Annotated in this window: 18 protein-coding genes; 10 read left to right on the forward strand and 8 right to left on the reverse strand. The window is 61.3% G+C overall.

Annotation, left to right across the window (positions count from 1 at the left end):
• Positions 1-7 precede the first annotated feature (7 nt).
• The 4 genes from GSQ93_RS13650 to GSQ93_RS13665 are packed head-to-tail and all read left to right on the forward strand — an operon-like array spanning position 8 to position 3,197.
• Positions 8-868, forward strand: coding sequence for an ABC transporter ATP-binding protein (locus tag GSQ93_RS13650; protein ID WP_158936219.1), 861 nt, complete (start codon positions 8-10; stop codon positions 866-868).
• Entirely contained in the window at positions 865-1,623 is a 759-nt protein-coding gene (locus tag GSQ93_RS13655; RefSeq protein WP_158936220.1) for an ABC transporter permease, read from the forward strand. The genes GSQ93_RS13650 and GSQ93_RS13655 overlap by 4 nt, the downstream gene beginning before the upstream one ends.
• Positions 1,620-2,399, forward strand: coding sequence for an ABC transporter permease (locus GSQ93_RS13660; protein WP_158936221.1), 780 nt, complete (start codon positions 1,620-1,622; stop codon positions 2,397-2,399). The genes GSQ93_RS13655 and GSQ93_RS13660 overlap by 4 nt, the downstream gene beginning before the upstream one ends.
• 27 nt (positions 2,400-2,426) lie before the next feature.
• Positions 2,427-3,197 carry a glutaredoxin domain-containing protein gene (locus GSQ93_RS13665; RefSeq protein ID WP_158936222.1) on the forward strand — a complete coding sequence of 257 codons (771 nt, stop codon included), beginning with the start codon at positions 2,427-2,429 and terminating at the stop codon, positions 3,195-3,197.
• 312 nt (positions 3,198-3,509) lie between these two features.
• Here the strand turns inward: GSQ93_RS13665 and GSQ93_RS13670 are convergent, their stop codons facing one another.
• Positions 3,510-4,394: a fumarylacetoacetate hydrolase family protein gene (locus GSQ93_RS13670; RefSeq protein WP_158936223.1), complete on the reverse strand. Its 885-nt coding sequence runs from the start codon at positions 4,392-4,394 to the stop codon at positions 3,510-3,512.
• A 74-nt stretch (positions 4,395-4,468) separates the two neighbouring features.
• Positions 4,469-6,100 carry an FAD-dependent oxidoreductase gene (locus GSQ93_RS13675; protein ID WP_158936224.1) on the reverse strand — a complete coding sequence of 544 codons (1,632 nt, stop codon included), beginning with the start codon at positions 6,098-6,100 and terminating at the stop codon, positions 4,469-4,471.
• A 93-nt stretch (positions 6,101-6,193) separates the two neighbouring features.
• On the opposite strand from GSQ93_RS13675, the gene GSQ93_RS13680 reads away from it, so the two are divergent.
• The 5 genes from GSQ93_RS13680 (at position 6,194) to fahA (ending at position 12,034) form a co-directional block, all read left to right on the forward strand.
• Positions 6,194-7,120, forward strand: a complete 927-nt coding sequence (locus tag GSQ93_RS13680; protein ID WP_158936225.1) for a LysR family transcriptional regulator — start codon at positions 6,194-6,196, stop codon at positions 7,118-7,120.
• A gap of 147 nt (positions 7,121-7,267) precedes the next feature.
• Positions 7,268-8,311: a porin gene (locus GSQ93_RS13685; protein ID WP_158936226.1), complete on the forward strand. Its 1,044-nt coding sequence runs from the start codon at positions 7,268-7,270 to the stop codon at positions 8,309-8,311.
• Between the two features lie 17 nt (positions 8,312-8,328).
• Complete coding sequence (locus tag GSQ93_RS13690; protein ID WP_158936227.1) at positions 8,329-9,702, forward strand: MFS transporter; 1,374 nt, start codon at positions 8,329-8,331, stop codon at positions 9,700-9,702.
• Positions 9,689-10,624 (forward strand): VOC family protein, encoded by a 936-nt coding sequence (locus tag GSQ93_RS13695; protein ID WP_158936228.1) that lies wholly within the window; start codon positions 9,689-9,691, stop codon positions 10,622-10,624. The genes GSQ93_RS13690 and GSQ93_RS13695 overlap by 14 nt, the downstream gene beginning before the upstream one ends.
• 90 nt (positions 10,625-10,714) lie before the next feature.
• Positions 10,715-12,034: a fumarylacetoacetase gene (gene fahA / locus GSQ93_RS13700; RefSeq protein ID WP_158936229.1), complete on the forward strand. Its 1,320-nt coding sequence runs from the start codon at positions 10,715-10,717 to the stop codon at positions 12,032-12,034.
• Positions 12,035-12,147: 113 nt separating this feature from the next.
• On the opposite strand, the gene GSQ93_RS13705 is transcribed toward fahA, so the two are convergent.
• Complete coding sequence (locus GSQ93_RS13705) at positions 12,148-12,669, reverse strand: hypothetical protein (protein ID WP_158936230.1); 522 nt, start codon at positions 12,667-12,669, stop codon at positions 12,148-12,150.
• A 212-nt stretch (positions 12,670-12,881) separates the two neighbouring features.
• Here GSQ93_RS13705 and GSQ93_RS13710 point away from each other — a divergent pair, with 212 nt between their 5' ends.
• Positions 12,882-13,820 (forward strand): LysR family transcriptional regulator, encoded by a 939-nt coding sequence (locus GSQ93_RS13710; RefSeq protein ID WP_158936231.1) that lies wholly within the window; start codon positions 12,882-12,884, stop codon positions 13,818-13,820.
• A gap of 154 nt (positions 13,821-13,974) precedes the next feature.
• On the opposite strand, the gene GSQ93_RS13715 is transcribed toward GSQ93_RS13710, so the two are convergent.
• The 5 genes from GSQ93_RS13715 to GSQ93_RS13735 form a co-directional block, all read right to left on the reverse strand.
• Complete coding sequence (locus GSQ93_RS13715; RefSeq protein WP_158936232.1) at positions 13,975-15,120, reverse strand: branched-chain amino acid ABC transporter substrate-binding protein; 1,146 nt, start codon at positions 15,118-15,120, stop codon at positions 13,975-13,977.
• Between the two features lie 97 nt (positions 15,121-15,217).
• Positions 15,218-16,039, reverse strand: a complete 822-nt coding sequence (locus GSQ93_RS13720) for an alpha/beta fold hydrolase (RefSeq protein WP_158936233.1) — start codon at positions 16,037-16,039, stop codon at positions 15,218-15,220.
• A gap of 78 nt (positions 16,040-16,117) precedes the next feature.
• Complete coding sequence (locus GSQ93_RS13725) at positions 16,118-17,329, reverse strand: pyridoxal phosphate-dependent aminotransferase (protein ID WP_158936234.1); 1,212 nt, start codon at positions 17,327-17,329, stop codon at positions 16,118-16,120.
• A complete protein-coding gene (locus GSQ93_RS13730; RefSeq protein ID WP_158936235.1) occupies positions 17,326-17,973 on the reverse strand; it encodes an RraA family protein in 648 nt (215 codons plus the stop codon). The genes GSQ93_RS13725 and GSQ93_RS13730 overlap by 4 nt, the downstream gene beginning before the upstream one ends.
• Positions 17,970-18,632, reverse strand: coding sequence for an RraA family protein (locus tag GSQ93_RS13735; RefSeq protein WP_158936236.1), 663 nt, complete (start codon positions 18,630-18,632; stop codon positions 17,970-17,972). Before GSQ93_RS13735 ends, GSQ93_RS13730 begins: the two co-directional genes overlap by 4 nt.
• Positions 18,633-18,647: the final 15 nt, after the last annotated feature.

The raw sequence follows: 18,647 nt of genomic DNA on the forward strand, positions 1-18,647 counted from the left end.
GTTGTCGATGAAACGCGTACCGCTAACGGTCGTGCCGGATCGCACATTGGAATGCACACCAGACCACATGCCCTCCGCGATCCATGCCGTCCTCACCGACGTCACGCGCATCTACGCCGGTCAGAAAGGCAAGCCGCCGTTTCATGCGCTCGGGCCTGTCAGCCTGACCCTGCAGGCGGGCGAGTTTTTCTCGGTGGTCGGCCCGTCCGGGTGCGGCAAGTCCACGCTGCTCGATGTCATCGCGGGTCTCAATGCCGCGAGTTCCGGGACTGTCACGTTTGAGGGCGTGCCGGTGCGTGACAAAGTGCCGGAAGGCGTTGCCATCGTCTTCCAGGAGGACGCGACGTTTCCCTGGCTCGACGTCTACGATAACGCCGCGTTCGGAGCACGCCGCGCCGGCGTGGCCGAGAACGAGATCCGCGAGCGTGTGGAGCATGCGCTCGCGTTCATGGGTCTCAAGGCGTTCACGCATTCGTATCCGGTGCAGCTCTCAGGCGGCATGCGCCAGCGCGTGTGCATTGCCCGCGCGATGGTCGTTCGCCCGCGCCTCATGCTGCTTGACGAACCCTTCGGCGCGCTCGATCAACAAACGCGCCTGCTGATGGGCGAGGAGATACTCAACCTCTGGCGCGAGACCGGCGCGACAGTGATGCTGATTACCCATTCCATCGATGAAGCCGTCATGCTCTCCGACCGTATCGGCGTGATGTCGTCCTGTCCGGGACGCTTCATCGAAACCATCCATACCGGCTGGTCGCGGCAGCGCGACAGCAACACCGCGCTCGACCCGCGCTTCGGCGAACTGACGGCAACGGTCTGGCGCCTGCTGCGAGGCGAGGCGCTCAAGGCGCTCGGGAACCAATCATGAAGCTCGCGGCGCGGTGGCGTCTGGCGCTTGTCGTGGCGTTTGTCGCCGCGCTGGAAGTCGCGAGCCGGTGCGCGTGGATCGATCCCGTCTCGTTCATTCCTCCCTCGAAAATGGCGCAAGGCGCGTGGGCGCTGCTGGCATCGGGCGACTACACGAACGACATCCTGCAGACGCTGGCCAATGCGTCGCTCGCGGTAGTGCTTGCGGTTGCGGGTGGCTTCTTTTTCGGGGTGTGCCTCTTCAAGCTGCCGCGCCTGCGCCGCGTGGTCGACCCGCTCCTGCTCTCGTACTACGCAGTGCCCATCTTCGTGGTGTATCCGGTGCTGATCGTCATCTTTGGCCTAAACCGCTGGCCGTTGATTGCGATCGGCTTCCTGTTCGGTGTCGTCGCGATGGCGACCAACACGCTCAACGGACTCGAACGCGTTCCGCCCGTGCTGTTGCGCTCGGCTCGCGCCATGCGCATGAGCACGATCGATGAAATCCGGCTGATCACGCTGCCCGCGAGCGTGCCGTTCGTGTTCACGGGCGTCAAGCTGACGGTGGTGTATGCGTTCATCGCGGTGATCGCGGGCGAGTTCGTGCTGGCCGGCTCGGGCTTCGGGTTCCGGATCGCGTATGCATATAACAACTTTGATAACCCGACGATGTACGGCCTCATGCTGCTGTTACTCGTATTCGTCGGGACGTTGAACATGCTGCTGCACATGGCCGAGGAACGTCTTTACAGCCGCACCCAGAGGACGTCCGCATGAGCACCTTGCTAACAACATCACCGCTCAAGCCGACGCATCAGCACCGCAAGTGGAGCGATGGCGTATTGCTCGTCGTTGCGCTCCTTGCGCTTTGGCAGGTGTCAAGCTTGCTGCTCGGCGCTGACGTGCTGCCCGGTCCGTGGCTCACGCTCATCAAGCTGAAGTCGATCATGAGCGACGACGATTTCCCGGAGAACCTGCGCGTGACCTCGGTCGCGTTCGCACTGGCCTTCGCGATATCGTGCATCGGCGGCGTATGTCTCGGCCTGGTGCTCGGCGCGCGGCGCTTGATGGGCGACATTGTCGAGCCGATCCTGATGGCGTTCTACGCCATTCCGAAGATCACGCTCTACCCCGTCGTACTCCTGATGTTTGGTCTTGGGCTTTATGCAAAGGTCACGTTCGGCGTGATCCACGGCATCATCCCGATCACCATTTTCACCATGAACGCCGTACGCAACATGCGTCCCGTGTTTGCGCGTACGGCGCGTGCGTGCCGGTTGCCGCCGGTCTCGTATGCGCGTTACGTATTGCTGCCGGCTGCCGTGCCTGAGGTGCTGGCGGGCTTGCGCATCGGCTTTTCGCTGACCTTGCTCGGCACGCTGATCGGCGAGATGTTCGCGTCGCAAAGCGGGATTGGACACATGCTGATGATCGCCATGGGCCGCAACGATTCGCAGACCATCATCGCGCTCGCGAGTCTTCTTTTCATCTTCGCGACCGTGGTGAATCTCGCGTTGCTGAAGTGGCATCAACGTCTGATCAAGGCCCCCTAACCAACACGCTCATCCTGGAGAACGACAATGACCGAGACACTGACGGCCGCACGCATCAAGGTATTTTGGCAACCGGGATGTTCGTCGTGCCTGCGCACGAAAGAGTTTCTGACGGAACAGGGCATAGAGTTTGAATCGCTGGACGTTCATAACGATCCCGCCGCACGCGCTCAACTGATAGAACTCGGCGCGCGAAGCGTGCCGGTGGTATCGATCGGCACGCGTTATACGTTCTGCCAGTCGATCAACGACGTCATCAAGTTCCTCGATCTGAAAACCCGCGTGATGGACCCGCTTCCGCCTGCGCAACTCGTGGCGAAGCTCGACTTGCTGATGAACGCGAATGCGCGCTACGTGCGTCAGTTCACGCCCGAGCAACTCAAGACGCCTTTTCGCAACCGCAACCGGACGCCGGCGGGACTGGGGTTTCACATGTTCCGCGTCGCCGAGATGGGCATGCAGGCAGCGCAGGGCATTCCGTTGCGCTTCGAATCATTCGATGAACTTCCGCCCGATGACTGGAGCGGCGAGGACATCGCAAGGTGGGGCGAGGACGTGCATGCGCGTTTTTTGGCATGGTGGGAAACGCAGGAGGATCCGAGTATCGGTTTCACGGTGCAAACCTATTATGGCGTCCGGCCGTTTCACGAAGTGCTCGAACGTACTGCGTGGCATGCGGCCCAGCATACGCGGCAGGTCATGCTGATGCTGGAAAGCAATGGTATCGAGCCGGATGGGCCGTTGACCGCAGCCGATCTTGAAGGCCTGCCTGTGCCGCACGAGGTGTGGGACCGGTGAACGGCTTTGTCATCGTTGTCGCATTAGGCATTGGTCGCGGTTTGCCCGGTGTAAGTTGAGCCTTCGCGACATCAAAAAGTTACTGTTCGAGCGCGGAGTTGTGACGAGCTACGCCCTGAAGGAAGTCCCATCGGGAAGGGCGAGCAATTTATAAAAAGTGCTGCACGCCGAGGGCAATCACACTTTGATGATTGGTTTTCGCATCAGCTGGCGAAAGGCCGTAGATCTGGGCTGCGCGCGACCGGCGCTCAAAACCGTTTTCGGCGCCGAGCCCAAAGAGCAATCGCTGCCACCACGCAGCCTCGACAGCGCCTACGCGCCCTCTTCGTCGACGACCTCGTTTATCACCCTACCGATCCTCTCCACTTCGACCTCGACCGTATCGCCGGCCTTGACGAACAGCGGCGGCTTGCGCGCCGCACCGACGCCTGCAGGCGTTCCGCTCACAATCACGTCCCCTGGTTTGAGAACGAACGCTTCGCTTAAGTACGCGATGATTTGGCCGACGTCGAAGATCATGTTCGCCGTGTTCGACTGCTGGACGATTTCATCGTTGACGCGGGTCGTGATCGCGAGTCCTTTTCCAAGTGGAGGCAATGCGTCGGCGGTCACGAAGTAAGGTCCAACCGAACCGCTCGAATCGAAATTCTTCCCCATTGTCCATTGCGGTCCGCGTTTGAGTTGATAGTCACGAATCGACCCTTCGTTCGAAACCGAATAGCCGGCGATATACGCGTTGGCATCACTGGCATCGATATACCGTCCGCCGCGTGACAGCACCGCCACCATCTCGCCTTCGTAGTCGAACGCATCGGACAATCTCGGCTTCACGATCGGTACGCCATGTCCGACGAAACTCTCGAGGGTTCGCAGGAACACCACCGGATAGGCGGGTTTTTCCATTTTGCTTTCGTCGGCGTGGTCGGCGTAGTTCAGGCCGATGCAGAAGATCCGGGCGTTCGGCGAGATGGGCGGCAGCAGCGTTTGTGTGGTGAGGTCGACGGGCTTTGCAGACGTTGTTTCGATTGCGCGGCGAATGGTGCCGCGTTGTGCGTCGTCGAGTGTCGCAACGTCGGTTGGCGTCACGGCAAAAGGGAGTTCGAGATCGGTGATGTCGAACCACGTGTCGGTCGACTGCTGGTCGGCGGCGGCCGCAATGCCTGTCGTAGCGGCCTTTTTGTAGAAAGCGAAACGCATGATGAGTCTCCTGGAAGCTATAGAACATCGGCGGCCCGATCGAACGAGCGCCGAATGAGGGGTTCGAGCGATGGCTAGTGAGACGCGCCTGTCACGATGCCGAGCACGCCATCGAGATCCTCCGGCATCGCATCGCCGCGCCACGCGACATGCTGGTCCGGCCGTATCAATGTAAAGCGCGCGCCGTACAGCTCACGCAACGCGGGATCGTCGATGCTGACCGACGTGAGTGGAATACCTCGCTTGGCGGCACAAGCAAGCATCGGCGCGGCTGCCGCCGCGGGGCCCGCCGTAACCAGTAGCGTGAAGCCGTCGCCGAAGCGGTCATACAGCGCTTCGCCGCGTGCGGTCGAGTCGCCGCCTGATAGCCAGACGTGCGGCGCCCGACCGCCCGGGCACGCGGACGGCGCGTAGTCGCGATAGTGTGTTGGAGGTGGCGCGCTGCCGTCGCCGACGACCACCGGCGAGCCGTCATAGCGATAGCCGAGCACGACGCCGAGCGTGTCGAATTCACGGGTCTTCGATTCAACAATCCGCTCCGACGCACTCCGCCGTGCTGCTTCCCCCGCAGCGTTGTCGGCTTCAAGGTTGTCGATGGCAAGCGACTCGGACGAATGCGTGTGATTGATCACGGCTTCGTCAATGGTGCGCAGATGCACGGGGCGACGTTCCTCGCCGTAGCTGTCGAGCAGCGCGTCGCCCCCCCAGCCTTGCAGCACGGCAGCAAGCTTCCAGCCGATATCGACCGCATCGCCGACGCCGAGATTCATGCCGTAGCCGCCGTACGGTGGATGCAAATGGCACGCATCGCCCGCGAGAAACACGCGGCCTTCGCGATACCGCTCCGCGACGAGCCGGTAAGCGGTCCAGTCGCTGATCGACAGCACTTCCGGATCGAGGTCGAGTGCAGTAGCGCGGCGCAGCGCGTCCACCACATCGTCGTCTTCGGTGCGCGGCGTGAAGCCGAAATACCAGCGGCCGCCGTCGTCCATCGGGCCCATCACCGACGGCGTATCGGCGTTGACGATCCAGTACGCGACCGCATCGCCGAGTTCATGCCGCCGCTGCAATTCAGGAGAACGGAAGATCAGCATCCGGTGTTTGGACAACGCGCCGTCGCCGGTCATGCGGATGCCGAGCGCGGCCCGGGTCGCGCTGCCCGCGCCGTCGGCGCCGATCACATAGCGGCTTTCAATCTGTTCCGTGCCGTTCGCTGTTTCGAGCGTCAGCGTGACGCGCTCGTAAGTTTGTGTAAGCGCTTTAACCGTGGTGTTGAAGCGCAGCGTCGCGGCCGGCAATTCGCGCGCGTGCTCGACCAGCGTCTCCTCCAGCTTGTATTGCGGAATCCATTGCGCGTGTTCGGCGTACAGCGGATGCCGTCCCGGCCGGCAGAAGAATGCGTTTTCGAAACGCGCGAGCGGCTTGCCGGCGAGCCGCGTCGCGAATACGACATTGGACGGGTAGTCGATCCCGAACGGCGCACGCTCCCGCAAACGATCGACAATCCCCCAGCGACGCAAATGTTCGCACGTGCGCACGTTGCAGGTTTTGGCGCGTGGCGCGTGACCTACCCGGTCGTTGCGTTCGACCAGCAGGCAACGGATGCCGCGCCGCGCGAGTTCGATGGTGGCCGCGAGACCGACCGGACCGGCGCCGATGATCACGACGTCCCATACCGGTTGTCCCTGTGGCTCTGGAATGCTCATGTGTCTCCTCGCTCCCGTGTATGTCCTGATTGACGCTCACCATGCTAGTTGCCGATAGTAGGCGCCGTATAGATCATTCCATTCATACACGCTATGACAAACATGCATACGAGCGCGGCGAACACTCGCGTCGGCCAGCTCGACTTCCTGCTGGTAATAGAAGCGGTGCTGCAGCACCGCACCATCACACGCGCGGCGCAGGCGCTTGAAGTCAGCCAGTCGGCGCTGAGCCATACGCTGACACGCCTGCGCACGCGGCTCGGCGATCCACTATTTGTGCGCGTCGGCGGCGAGATGCAACCGACGCCGCTCGTCACGCGTCTCGCCGACCCGATCGGCCGCTCGCTGCGGATCATTCGCGACGAAGTGCTGAGCACGTCCGAATTCGATCCGGCAACGACGCGGCGCGTGTTCAACCTGTGCGTAGGAGAAGTTGGCGCATTCATCGTGATACCGCCGGTGCTGCGGTTATTGCGCGAGCGGGCGCCGCATGCGCATGTGTCGACGCTCGACACGCGGCGTCAGGACATTGGCACAGCGCTTGAAGAAGGCCGGCTCGACGTCGCGATCGGGTATTACCCGGAGCTGAAGACGAGCGTGTATCAGCAGTTGCTGTTCAACCGCACGTTCGTTGGCATCGTGCGCGAGGACAATCCGCGCGTCGGCCAGCGCATCACGCTCAAGCAGCTGAAGACCATTCCGATCGTGCGCGCGCCGAGCACGATTGCGATCAACCGCTGGCTCGACAACCATTTGCGCGGCCAGCTGGAAACCAGCATCGCGATGGAAACGCCGTATGTGATGGCGCTCGCGCCGATCATCGCCGAGACGGACTGGATGGGGATTGTCACTGAAGAGCTGATTCCGGCGTTCAGAATGCTTGCGCCGCTGCGCGCGGTGTCGTTGCCATCCGATCTGCCGAAGATCGCCGTACGCCAGCACTGGCATCGCCGCTTCAAGGAAGATCCGGCGAACCGCTTCATCCGTCAGGTCATTTACGACGCCGTGCATGAAGCATGAGCGCGGTCAGCGCGGCGCGCGGCCTAGTATGCAGAATGCTCATTCCGTGTATGACCTATGCTCGATTGACGCATAGTCAGCCCGCTCGTAGTCTTCAGAAAAAGCCGGCCGCTACAGGCACGGCAATAAAACACGGAGACAACGAAAATGAAGAGAGCGCTCGCGCTATCGATCCTTGCACTCGGAGCACTGGCTACAGTCGAAGCCCACGCTCAAAGCAGCGTCACACTGTATGGCGTTATCGATGTCGGCGTCCAATATCTGACGAATGCGAACAAGGCGGGGCAGAGCCAGTGGTCGTTGGCGTCCGGCTCATATCTGCCATCGCGCTTCGGCATGACAGGCCGCGAAGACCTGGGCGGTGGTTACGCCGCGATCTTCACGCTGGAAAACGGCTTCAATGCCAACGATGGCTCGGTTGCCACCACGACCTCTTTCTTCAACCGGTTTGCGTTCGTCGGCATCGATACGCCGGCCGGCAAAATCACGCTCGGGCGCCAGGGCAGCGTGCAATACGACAAGACGGTGTTCTACGATCCGCTCTATTACGCGACGTATTCGCAACTGTCGCTGAACGCCGCGCCGATCACGACATTCAAGGTCAACAACATGGTCAAGTATCAATCGGCAAGCTTCGCCGGTTTCGATATCGACGCGGCCTACGGTTTCGGACAACAGGTGGCGGGCTCGACCACTGCGGGCCGCTACACGGGTCTCGCGCTCGAATACCTGAACGGCGCGCTGTCGGCCCGCGTGCTGTACGAAGAGCTGCGTGGCAGTATCGCGGCTGCGGTCAATCAGTCATCGCTTGCAGACCGGCGCATCAGCGCGGCCGCCGTCTACAAAGGCTCGACGTTCACGTTCTTCGGCGATTACACGCACGTGATGGGCGATCTGCATCTGAGTCCGGACGGCAGCATTTATACCGTCGCCGCCGCGATCCAGCCAACACCTTTCCTGCGCTTCGTCGGTGAAGCCGGCATGTACCACCGCAGTTTTCTATCGGGTACGCCGAAGCTGTTCAACTTGATGGCGCAGTATTTCTTATCGAAGAGCACGACGCTGTATGCGATCGGCGGCTACATGATCAATTCGGGCGGCAACAACTATGCCGTTGCCTATCCGGCCGCGACCTCGCTCGCGGGACAAACGCAGCTCGGCGTCACGCTCGGCATCGACCACCGCTTCTGATCCAGGACAGTTCACGCATGGGCCATTCCGACCGTATCAATCTCTCCACGCTGATCGACGAACGGCCGATCGGACGCATGCAGATCGCGACCTTCATTCTGTGTGCGTCGGTCGCTTTTCTCGACGGCCTCGATTCGCAATCGATCGGCGTCGCGGCGCCGTTTATCGTCGACGCGCTGAAGCTCGACAAGAGTCAACTCGGTTTCGTGTTTTCCGCTGCGGTGCTCGGCGGCGTGCTGAGCGCGATGGCGCTTGGCACGCTTGCCGACCGTATCGGCCGCAAGCGCGTGTTGATCGCCGCGGTGACGCTGTTCGGGATCGGCACGCTCGCGACCGCACTCGCGTCGTCGCTCGGTTCGCTGCTCGCGTGGCGCGCGCTGGCGGGCGTCGGGCTGGGCGGCGCGGTGCCGTGCTTTATTGCGCTCGCGTCCGAATATGCTCCACGCCGACGGCGCGCGACGATCACTAGCCTGCTGTGGGCGGCGTTTCCGCTCGGTGGGATGACGGGCGGCTTCGTCAACTCGACGTTGATCCGCCACTTCGACTGGCACGTGATCTTTATCGTCGGTGGCGTGCTGCCGCTCGTGCTCGCGGTCGTGCTGGCGATCTGGCTGCCGGAGTCGATCCGTTTCCTCGCAGCGCGGCACGCGAGGCAGGCGGCACTCGCTCGGGTCGCAACGCGTTTCGGCTGGCCAGCCAACGCGCAGTACTTATTCGATGACGTCCGTGTCGAAGGCGCGCCGTTCCGCATGCTCTTCGCGCACGGCAGGGCGAAAGCGACGGCGTTTCTGTCGCTCACGTTCTTCATGGCTTTCGGCACCCTCGCGGTCGCGGTGCTATGGATGCCGGTGCTCTTGCGCGCTGACGGCATCAGCACCGCCGACACCGCGATTGTGATCGGCTTTCATGGCCTTGGGGCGCTGATCGGCATGGCGATCGTCGGCCGGCTGGTAGAACGTTTCGGTGGGGCGCGCACGCTCGTGCCCGCGTTGCTGGTCGGCGCCGTAGCGACTGCCGCGACCGGTTACGTGGGCTCGTCGGTGGTGGCCGCGAGTGTGGCGGTCGCGATGATCGGCGTGTTCGTCGGCGTCGGTGCATCCGGGGCGATCGCGCTCGCGGTGCTGGTCTATCCGACCGAAGTGCGTTCGACCGGAGTCGGCTGGTCCATGGGGATCGGGCGGCTCGGCCAGGTGGTCGCGCCGATCGTGACCGGAGAACTGATTCAGCACGGTTTCACGTCGGCTCAGGTGCTGCTCGTGATCGGTCTTGCGCCTGCGGTGGCCGCGCTGTCCGTCATCGTGATGAGTGCGGCGCGGATGCTGCCATTAAGCGGCGCCGATACGGTGCGAGCAGTGCCTCCTGTCATTGAGGAAAACCATGCAAAGCTCTAATTCCACTTCGCGTCTTGGCATCCATTCGATCGGCGCGTTCTCGCTGACCGTGCCCTCGCTCGACGAAGCACACGCCTTCTACGATGCATTCGGACTGCACGTGCATGCGACGCCCGATGGTTTGTCGCTGCACACGGACAACGGCTGGCGCTGGGGCGATGTCGTGCAAGGCCCACGTAAGCAAATGCGTCATATCCGCTTTCATTGCTATGCGGAGGACTACGACGCATTGCGCACGCGGATCGCGGCGAATGGCGTCGAAACCTTCGCCGCGCCCGACTGGGCGGAGGATCGCGATGGCACGTGGTTCGCCGATCCCGATGGCTTGACGATCGCGATTCATCCCGGCCCGAAAACCACGCTGGATGCCGCAGTGCGCCACGCGCTTTCACATCCTGTCGATGGCGTGCGCGCAGCGGCGAACCGCCGCGACCGCCCGCGTGTACGTCCGGTCAGGCTCTCACACATCATGCGTTTTACCGCCGACGTACCGCGTGCGATCGATTTCTATACACGCGTGCTCGGTCTGCGGCTGTCGGATCGATCTGCCGATCACGTCGCGTTCTTGCACGGCCCGCACGGCAGCGACCATCACCTGATGGCGTTCGCCAAGTCGCAAGGCCCGGGTTTGCATCATCTAAGCTGGGACGTGCCGACCATTGAGGAAGTCGGACTCGGCGCGATGCATATGGCCGCTTGCGGCTACAAGAAGGGATGGGGCGTCGGCCGGCATGTGCTGGGCTCGAATTACTTTTTCTATGTCGCGGACCCGTGGGGCAGCTTCAGCGAGTACAGCGCAGAGATGGACTTCATTCCAGCGTCGCTCGACTGGCACCCGCTCGATCATCCCGCTGAGGATTCATCGTATTTGTGGGGGCCGGACGTGCCCGCCTATATGCGCGAGAACGCCGAGCTCGGGTAGTCCGCGCGTCGATTGCAGCTGGCTCGCCATCGCGGGCCTTTTCCGATTTCCGGTTTCCCGTTTCCGAACTCTCGAAGGCACTCTGTTCACATGCAGCTCGACCACACTCACGACGTTGGCCGTACCAGTTGGCTGGCCAGCGCAAATGACCCCGCGTGCGACTTCCCGATCCAGAACCTGCCGTTTGCCGTGTTCCGGCGCGCCGGCAGCGACGAAGCATTTCGCGGCGGCGTCGCGATTGGCGATCAGGTGATCGACACGGCGAAACTGGCGCAGATCGCCGGCCTGCCGGACGATGTGATACGCGCAATTCAGGCTTGCGCCAAACCACGGCTCAACGATTTTCTCGCGCTCGGCCGGCCCGTCTGGACCGCGCTGCGGCATGCGCTTTTCGCGTTGCTCGAAAGAGGCGCGAGCGGGCCGGGCGTGGACAGTGTGAAGGCAGCGCTTATCCCGCTCGCCGAGGTTAAATACGCGGTGCCGCTGACAATCGGCGATTACACTGATTTTTATACCTCGGTGCATCACGCCGTAAATATCGGCAATCTGATTCGGCCCGATGATCCGTTGACGCCGAATTTTCGTTGGATACCGATCGCCTACCACGGCCGCGTGTCGTCGATTGGCGTCAGCGGACAGCGCGTGCAGCGACCGCATGGACAATTCATCCGAGCCGGCGCACAGACGCCTGTCTATGCGCCCTGCGCGAGGCTCGACTATGAGCTGGAGCTTGGCGTGTATGTCGGGTGTGGGACGCAAGCGGGTACATCGCTGTCAGTTGACGAAGCCGACGCGCATATCTTCGGCATCTGCCTGCTGAACGACTGGTCCGCACGCGATATCCAATGGTGGGAAATGGCGCCGCTCGGCCCGTTTCTCGCGAAGAACTTTGCGACGACCCTCTCCCCCTGGATCGTCACGATGGATGCACTTGCGCCCTATCGAGCGAATTGGAATCGGGCGGCCGACGAACCGCAGCCGCTCGACTATCTCGAGTCCGAGCGCAACCGGGAAGCCGGTGCGATCGATATCCGGCTGCAGGTATCGCTGCAATCGGCCCGTGCACGGGCAGCGAAGCGCGCTCCGACGCGTATCAGCGAAACGACCTTTGCGCATCAGTACTGGTCGATCGCGCAGATGCTTGCGCATCATACGAGCGGCGGTTGCCCGATGAACGCAGGCGACCTGTTTGGTAGTGGAACTATCTCCGGGCCGGGGGACGCCGAAGCGGGGGCGTTGATCGAGCTGTCGCGAGGCGGCCAGACGCCGGTTGATATCGGCGCAGGAGAGAAGCGCTCATACCTCGAAGACGGCGACGTCGTGATCCTGCGCGGTTGGTGCGAACGCATGGGATTTGCACGGATCGGCTTTGGTGAGTGCCGCGGGGAAGTGACACCGGCGCGTGAGTGACGTTCTGAAGCGCCGATGGCTTTATCGAGCGGGCCGACGTAAAACACCTATGAAAACTCAAGAGTAGTTATCCTTATCAGATAAATTTCTCGACTACGCCGGTAACAGTCCAATCATGATTTTCGGAAAAATAGATAACTCCGATCCGCCTTCGTCTGAGGGCGCAGCAGCAGGTAGAAAGCGGCAACGTGCGTGATCATCAGCAGAGGCACGTAGATGATCGGAATCGCGTACGTAGCGCCCATTGCTCCCGCGTGCGCAGGAAGACCGGCCTGGATAGCGCGGTAGTAGTCGAGAATAAGGTCGGCCGCCCCCACGAGATTGAAGGCGACGACGAACGACCAGAAGAGTGGGCGTGTTCGCGCTGTGAGTAGCGCCAGTATCGCCAAAACTCCCGTTGCGAAGTCACCGTATGCAGCGGACACGGCGAAGCTGGCAGGCAGATCAGGACCGACGACGCCCGGCAGAATGAAGGCCAGCCCGAAGAAGCGGAAGCTGTGCAAGGTGGCGATGGCGCGTTGCGCTTCGAATGGATCCATCGACTTGAGCCTGGGCCAGACGTATACGCGAAAGCAAAGCAGCCAGGCGATATACCCCAGAACGAGATGCAATGGGAAGATAAGTTCGGGTGGCATGTTGCCTCCTGTGTCGACCGGAGTTGGCGCTTTAGCGCTTAACCCGGGTGCCATGTAAGTTGGTTGCTGCCAGGCGTTGTCTGGCGCATTGAATGCTGGGGAGGAGATCAGCCGGCGCGTCGACGAGTCGATATCGGCGTGCCTCCTCATCTGCAGACGTAGGTGTACCATGGCCTCTCTCGAAGGACTATTCATCACAATGTTGACGGGCTATGAAGCAGAACTTCACAGTCAGGCAGGGCGCGCTCGATGGCGTAGAGGTGTTCCTGAGCGTTGCTGAGCATCGCAGTTTTCGCCGGGCAGCCGCGGAACTCGGCGTGACGCCGTCGGCCGTCAGCCAGACGGTGCGTGTACTTGAAGCGCGCGTTGGCGCAGCGCTCTTCATACGCACCACGCGTAGCGTCGGCCTGACCGAGGCTGGCGAACGGTTTCTTTCGCACGCAAAACCCGCCTTCGAGGAGCTTGTCGCCGCTAGTGAGGCTGCACGCGGACTCGGCCAGCGGCCCGCCGGCTTGTTGCGTCTTTCAGTGCCGCGCGCGGTGGTGCCAATCCTCCTGGAACCCCTGATCGCATCTTTCTGCCGGGCTTATCCTGAGATCGAACTGGAGATCGCCGCAAGCAACGAGCTGACCGATCTCGCAGCGGAAGGGTTCGACGCCGGTATCCGGCTGGGCCAGTTCGTCGACGCCGACATGGTCGCCGTACCGTTGACTCCACCGTTCCGTCTCATGGTCGTCGGCAGCCCAGCTTACTTCGCAGGACGCAGCCCGCCCGAGCACACCGATGATCTGCGCCAGCACGCATGCTTGCGGTGGCGACGAAACAGCGGCGCGCTCGCGCTATGGTCATTCAACGACGACGGCCGCGCGATCGAGATCGCCGTATCGGGCCCGCTCATTGCCCATGATTTTCCCACCATGCTGGGTGCGGCAGTCGAAGGTATGGGCTTGGCCCAGCTACCTGAGCCAATGGCCGCTGAAGGTCTGAGAGCGGGAAAATTGCTGCACGTGCTGGAGCCCTTCGCGCCGGTAGTACCAGGAGTGTTTCTCTACTATCCAAGCCGCCGGCAGATCATGCCCAAGCTGCGCGCCTTCATCGATCATGTGAAGAGCCATCCAGCGGCCGATGACAACGTTCCGCGTACAAGATGATTAACGGTTGCCTGTGAACGGCCGTTGATGGTTGAGGATTGTTATCGCCAGGAGTGCCTCCCGAAGGGAGGCCTCGGTTCGATTCGACTACGCCAATATATTTCGGATGACTTAACGGGGCGCAAGGAACTTGCCATCCATCGCGATGCGATAATTACATCTTCACCACGTCGAGCAGCGTCTTCTTGCCTGCCTTGAAGGTGTAGAGAGAGATCACGCCGTGTTGGAGGTCGCCCTTGGAGTCGAAGGTCGTTTCGCCGATCACACCCTTGTAATCCGTGCTCGGCATAGCTGCGAGGATCTTCGCCGGATCGGTAGAGTTGGCGCGCTTCATAGCATCGATGATGATGTACACAGCGTCATATGCAAACGGAGCGTCAACCTGGATTGGCTGCCCGAAACGCTTTTCATATTTTGCTTCGAATGCCTTCCCGTCAGTCATCTTCTCGAGCGCCATACCGGCTTCCGAGCAGACGATATTGTCAGTCGCGTCGCCGGCGAGATCCGACAGCTTGTCGGTACACAAGCCATCTCCGGCCAGAACCTTCGCACGCACGCCGAGCTGCTTCGCCTGCTTGGCGAACGGGCCGCCGGTGGCATCCGAGCCGCCGTACATGATCGCGTCGGGGTTTTCTCCCTTGATTTTCGTCACGATCGCGCGGAAATCGACAGCCTTGTCGTTGGTCGCATCATGTGACATCACGTTCATACCGAGCGACTTGGCAGTCTTTTCGAACTCGTTTGCGAGACCCTGGCCGTAAGCCGTCGAGTCATCGACAATCGCGACGCTCTTCAGCTTCAATTCCTTGGAAGCATAGTTAGCCAGTGCCGGTCCTTGTTGCGCATCGGTCGCCACAACGCGATACGTTGTCTTGAAGCCTTGTTGCGTGTAACCCGGGTTGGTCGACGACGGCGAAATCTGCACGATACCCGCATCGCTATAGATCTTTGAAGCCGGTATCGACGTGCCTGAGGTCAGGTGGCCGACCACGGCAACGACATTATCGTCGACGAGCCTTTGCGCCACTTGAGTTGCCGTTCTCGGGTCGGCTGCGTCGTCTTGTGCGTCGAGTTGCAGCGTGATCTTCTGGCCGCCGATCGTCAGACCCTTGGCATTGATTTCTTCGACCGCGAGGCGCGCGCCGTTTTCGTTGTCCTTTCCGAGGTGGGCAATACCACCGGTCAACGGTGCGACGTGACCGATCTTGACGACCTCGTCCGCTACCGCGTTCATTCCTGGCATTCCTAATAGAATGGCCGCAGCGCTGATCGGCAATAGTTCTCGAATCTTGGTATTCATGCAATTCTCCGGAGACGGCAAAACGCCGAAGGTGTCGGCGCCAATGAACGCGAATTTCATAGAGCCTTGAACAAACCGCGCAGTAGCGCATGGACCTCTAAGACCGTTCCTCAGGATGACTCAGGAAGTCCGCAATCATGTTCCACATCTCAACCGGATTTGAGTACATCGGGAAGTGTCCGCAGGAATGAACCCTCGCGACCCTCACGCCGTTTTCCTGGAGACTGGACAGGTAGGACAGGCCATCGTTTTGCTCACCATGCATGAACATTCGGGGACAGGGGAGTGACAGAAAGCGCCTCATAAGATCACCGTGGTCAGATAGCTCGACCATCGACGTAAAGATGCCTGTCACAGCTGCGGCCCGTACTTTATGCCGAAGGCTCGCTGCATAAAGCGCAGAGGAGTGGTAACGCGAGTGCCACGTCCTTTCGACAAAGTGCTCGAAAAACTCCTCAGCGTTTTCGGTGGGAAAATCCATGATCTGGCGACTTAGAAAGCAATCTTCCGGAGCGACATTGCCTTCAATGTCGATAAAGCTTAGAACGCGGGTTGGTTCTGCGTCTGCCAACATCAACGCCGTCAGCCCGCCCATCGAGTGTCCGACCAAATGGAAGTCATCCACGGAGAAGTGCGCGAGCAGATGGCGTGCCGTTTCAACGAGGAATGGAATGGACACTGCGTTCAAATCGCCGCATTCAGTTTCACCACAGCCGGGCGCGTCATAAGCAATGACAGGATGCCCGTCGAACTCATGACGTAGAACAACGTCCGCGTAGTCTTCTTTGGTTGACCCGAAGCCGTGCAGAAATAAAATTGGCGTCCCTTCTCCCAGTCGATACATGGTCGCAAGCTTCAGCCTGACGCCCTGTACGTCGAGTTCTATCGTTGTCTTCGTGAGTTCTGTATTTGGTGACATGGTTAATGCGTTAGTCGACTTGGGTAAAGGATCAGGGTCAGGTCAGGTTCAGGTCGATGCGGTCGTGCACGAACCCTCCTACAGCGACTGACAAAAGCGCTTGATCGCCCGGCATGCGTCGATCAACGCATCGTCATCCAACGCGTATGCGATGCGGATATACGGAGCAAGACCAAACGCACTGCCCTGCACGACGGCTACGTTGGCCTCATCCAGCAGCGCGCCCGCCACGTCCTCGTCGGTAGTTAATTTTGTGCCCGCAGCCGTCGTGCGTCCGATCAGCCCCTCGCACGACGCAAACGCGTAGAACGCGCCATCTGGCGTAGGACATGACAATCCTGGCGTCTCGTTGAGCAATCGCACCATCAGGTCGCGCCGCTGCTCGAACACGGAACACGTTTCGCTGATGAATTGCTGCGGACCCGTAAGCGCAGCGAGAGCTGCATGCTGTGAGATTGAACTGGCACCCGAGGTCTGCTGTCCTTGCAGCTTCTCCATGGCATCGAGCAGCCAGTGCGGTCCGGTCCCGAATCCAATGCGCCAGCCTGTCATTGCATACGCCTTGGACACGCCGTTCATGGTCAGCGTGCGAGACATCAGACGCGGCTCGACCTGGGCGATCGTGTGGAAGGCGGCGCCATCGAAAATCAGGTGCTCGTAGATGTCATCTGAGAGCACCAGCACATGCGGATGAGCGAGCAGTACTTCAGCGAGCGCTGCAAGCTCGTCTCGGGTGTAGACGGCGCCCGTCGGATTGGAAGGCGAGTTAAGGATCAACCAGCGCGTGCGTGGTCCGATTGCATCGGCTAACGCCTGTGGGGTGAGTTTGAATCCGCTCTCGGTGCCGCAAGTCACGATGACCGGGCGCGCGCCGCACAGCTGGACCATCTCCGGATAGCTCACCCAGTACGGTGCGGGCACGATCACCTCATCCCCTTCGTTGAGCGTCACCGCAAGCGCGTTGTATATCACCTGTTTGCCGCCGCTGCAGACGATTGTGTCCTGCCAGGTGACCTCAAGGCCATTTTCGTTGCGGAACTTCGCAGCTATCGCTTCCCGAAGCGCGCGCATGCCGGCGACCTGCGTATAGCGTGTGTGCCCTGCACGAATCGCCTCGATTGCGGCCTCGCGTATGTGCGCGGGTGTGTCGAAATCCGGTTCACCAGCGCTCAGCGAGATGACCTTGGCACCGGACGCACGGCGAGCCGCGACTCGGTCCATCATGCGGTAGGTGGCAGAGGGCTGTACCCGGGCCAGGTGAATGTTCAGAATTTTCTGGTCCGTATTCATGCGCTTCTCCAGCGTGTCAGGCCCAGCAATTCAAGCGTGCTCGCCCCTTGCGTGAGCTGCTGCATCATCGTGGCTTCCTTGGACGCGCGTGCTTCACCATCGACGAGCGTGCGTTGCGCATCGGCTGCCGGAATGATAATGACGCCGTCGTCATCGGCTACCACCAGGTCGCCTGCAGCGACCGGTACGCCGGTGAACATCGTAGGTTGTCCTACCGAGGGCGCACTGGCCTTCACGGTGCCGCGAACCGAGATGCCGCGGGCGAACACCGGGAAACGCCGGGCCGTCACGGCCGCTACGTCCCGCACACCGCCGTCGATGACGAGTCCCACCACACCCGCTGCTTCAGCGGCGACCGTGAGCACCTCGCCCCAATAACCGGCCACAAAATTGCCAGTGCCGACCACGAGCACGCTGCCGGGCGGCACCCGCTCCATGGCGATGTGGATGGCCAGGTTGTCACCCGGCGAGCACACTAGTGGATACGCAGGGGCGGCGATAAACGCGCCATTCCAGATGCCACGCACGAACGGGTCGACCGCGCACGGCAGGCCCGATGCTTCGTAGAGCGTAGAACTGCCTAACGCGCGCGCTCGGACCGCGAAGTCTGCCGGCAGTGGCAGCGGTGATCTTGCGTGGCTCATGACGCCTTCCGTTGCAGTGTGTGGTAGCTCAGCGCTTCGCGTGCTTCCTTCAGTGTCTTGCCTTGGGATATCTGTGTGCGGATGTCCGCCTCGACGGTCTCGATCTGGCGCGCGAGCGCCGCCACTTCCCGTACACGATCGCGCGGCACAACGACGACACCGTTGACGTCAGCAACGACCAAGTCGCGCGCGCAAACACGGGCCGTGCCGATCGACACTGGAGCATTGACGGTCTCGACCTGAACCCGGTCTTTTCCGGTCCGCATGAAACGGCCCTTGGTGAACAAGGGGTAACTGTCGCCCAGCGCCCTCCTCACATCACGACACACACCGTCGATGACCGTGCCGGCAATCTTCCGTGCGCCCGCGTACTGGGTCATGATGCCCCCCCACACGGTGCAGTCGGTGCGCCCATTGTTGTCGATCACTATTACGTCGCCTTCGGCCACGTCGTCAATGAAATCGCCGACCGTGCCCGCGGGCATGCTCGCCGAAACATATTTGACTGTGAACGCAGGTCCCACGATCACACCGGGGTAGTTGTCCAGCGGCGCGATGCCGAGGCATTGACCGGGCAAACCGAGTTTGTCCATTGCATCCGAGACGCCGGGTGTATCCAGTCCGTGGAACAGGGCGACCAACTCTTGATCTTCAGTCATGGCAGTGCCGTGATG

The organism is Burkholderia sp. S171 (genome assembly GCF_009766085.1).
Taxonomy (GTDB): Bacteria; Pseudomonadota; Gammaproteobacteria; order Burkholderiales; family Burkholderiaceae; genus Caballeronia.

Coding starts and splice junctions, on each gene's coding strand:
- GSQ93_RS13660 (WP_158936221.1), top strand. CDS start 1,620: ATGAGCACCTTGCTAACAACATCACCGCTCAAGCCGACGCATCAGCAC.
- GSQ93_RS13730 (WP_158936235.1), bottom strand. CDS start 17,973: ATGAGCCACGCAAGATCACCGCTGCCACTGCCGGCAGACTTCGCGGTC.
- GSQ93_RS13725 (WP_158936234.1), bottom strand. CDS start 17,329: ATGAATACGGACCAGAAAATTCTGAACATTCACCTGGCCCGGGTACAG.
- GSQ93_RS13675 (WP_158936224.1), bottom strand. CDS start 6,100: ATGAGCATTCCAGAGCCACAGGGACAACCGGTATGGGACGTCGTGATC.
- GSQ93_RS13680 (WP_158936225.1), top strand. CDS start 6,194: ATGACAAACATGCATACGAGCGCGGCGAACACTCGCGTCGGCCAGCTC.
- GSQ93_RS13695 (WP_158936228.1), top strand. CDS start 9,689: ATGCAAAGCTCTAATTCCACTTCGCGTCTTGGCATCCATTCGATCGGC.
- GSQ93_RS13720 (WP_158936233.1), bottom strand. CDS start 16,039: ATGTCACCAAATACAGAACTCACGAAGACAACGATAGAACTCGACGTA.
- fahA (WP_158936229.1), top strand. CDS start 10,715: ATGCAGCTCGACCACACTCACGACGTTGGCCGTACCAGTTGGCTGGCC.
- GSQ93_RS13670 (WP_158936223.1), bottom strand. CDS start 4,394: ATGCGTTTCGCTTTCTACAAAAAGGCCGCTACGACAGGCATTGCGGCC.
- GSQ93_RS13685 (WP_158936226.1), top strand. CDS start 7,268: ATGAAGAGAGCGCTCGCGCTATCGATCCTTGCACTCGGAGCACTGGCT.
- GSQ93_RS13655 (WP_158936220.1), top strand. CDS start 865: ATGAAGCTCGCGGCGCGGTGGCGTCTGGCGCTTGTCGTGGCGTTTGTC.
- GSQ93_RS13665 (WP_158936222.1), top strand. CDS start 2,427: ATGACCGAGACACTGACGGCCGCACGCATCAAGGTATTTTGGCAACCG.
- GSQ93_RS13735 (WP_158936236.1), bottom strand. CDS start 18,632: ATGACTGAAGATCAAGAGTTGGTCGCCCTGTTCCACGGACTGGATACA.
- GSQ93_RS13710 (WP_158936231.1), top strand. CDS start 12,882: ATGAAGCAGAACTTCACAGTCAGGCAGGGCGCGCTCGATGGCGTAGAG.
- GSQ93_RS13715 (WP_158936232.1), bottom strand. CDS start 15,120: ATGAATACCAAGATTCGAGAACTATTGCCGATCAGCGCTGCGGCCATT.
- GSQ93_RS13650 (WP_158936219.1), top strand. CDS start 8: ATGAAACGCGTACCGCTAACGGTCGTGCCGGATCGCACATTGGAATGC.
- GSQ93_RS13705 (WP_158936230.1), bottom strand. CDS start 12,669: ATGCCACCCGAACTTATCTTCCCATTGCATCTCGTTCTGGGGTATATC.
- GSQ93_RS13690 (WP_158936227.1), top strand. CDS start 8,329: ATGGGCCATTCCGACCGTATCAATCTCTCCACGCTGATCGACGAACGG.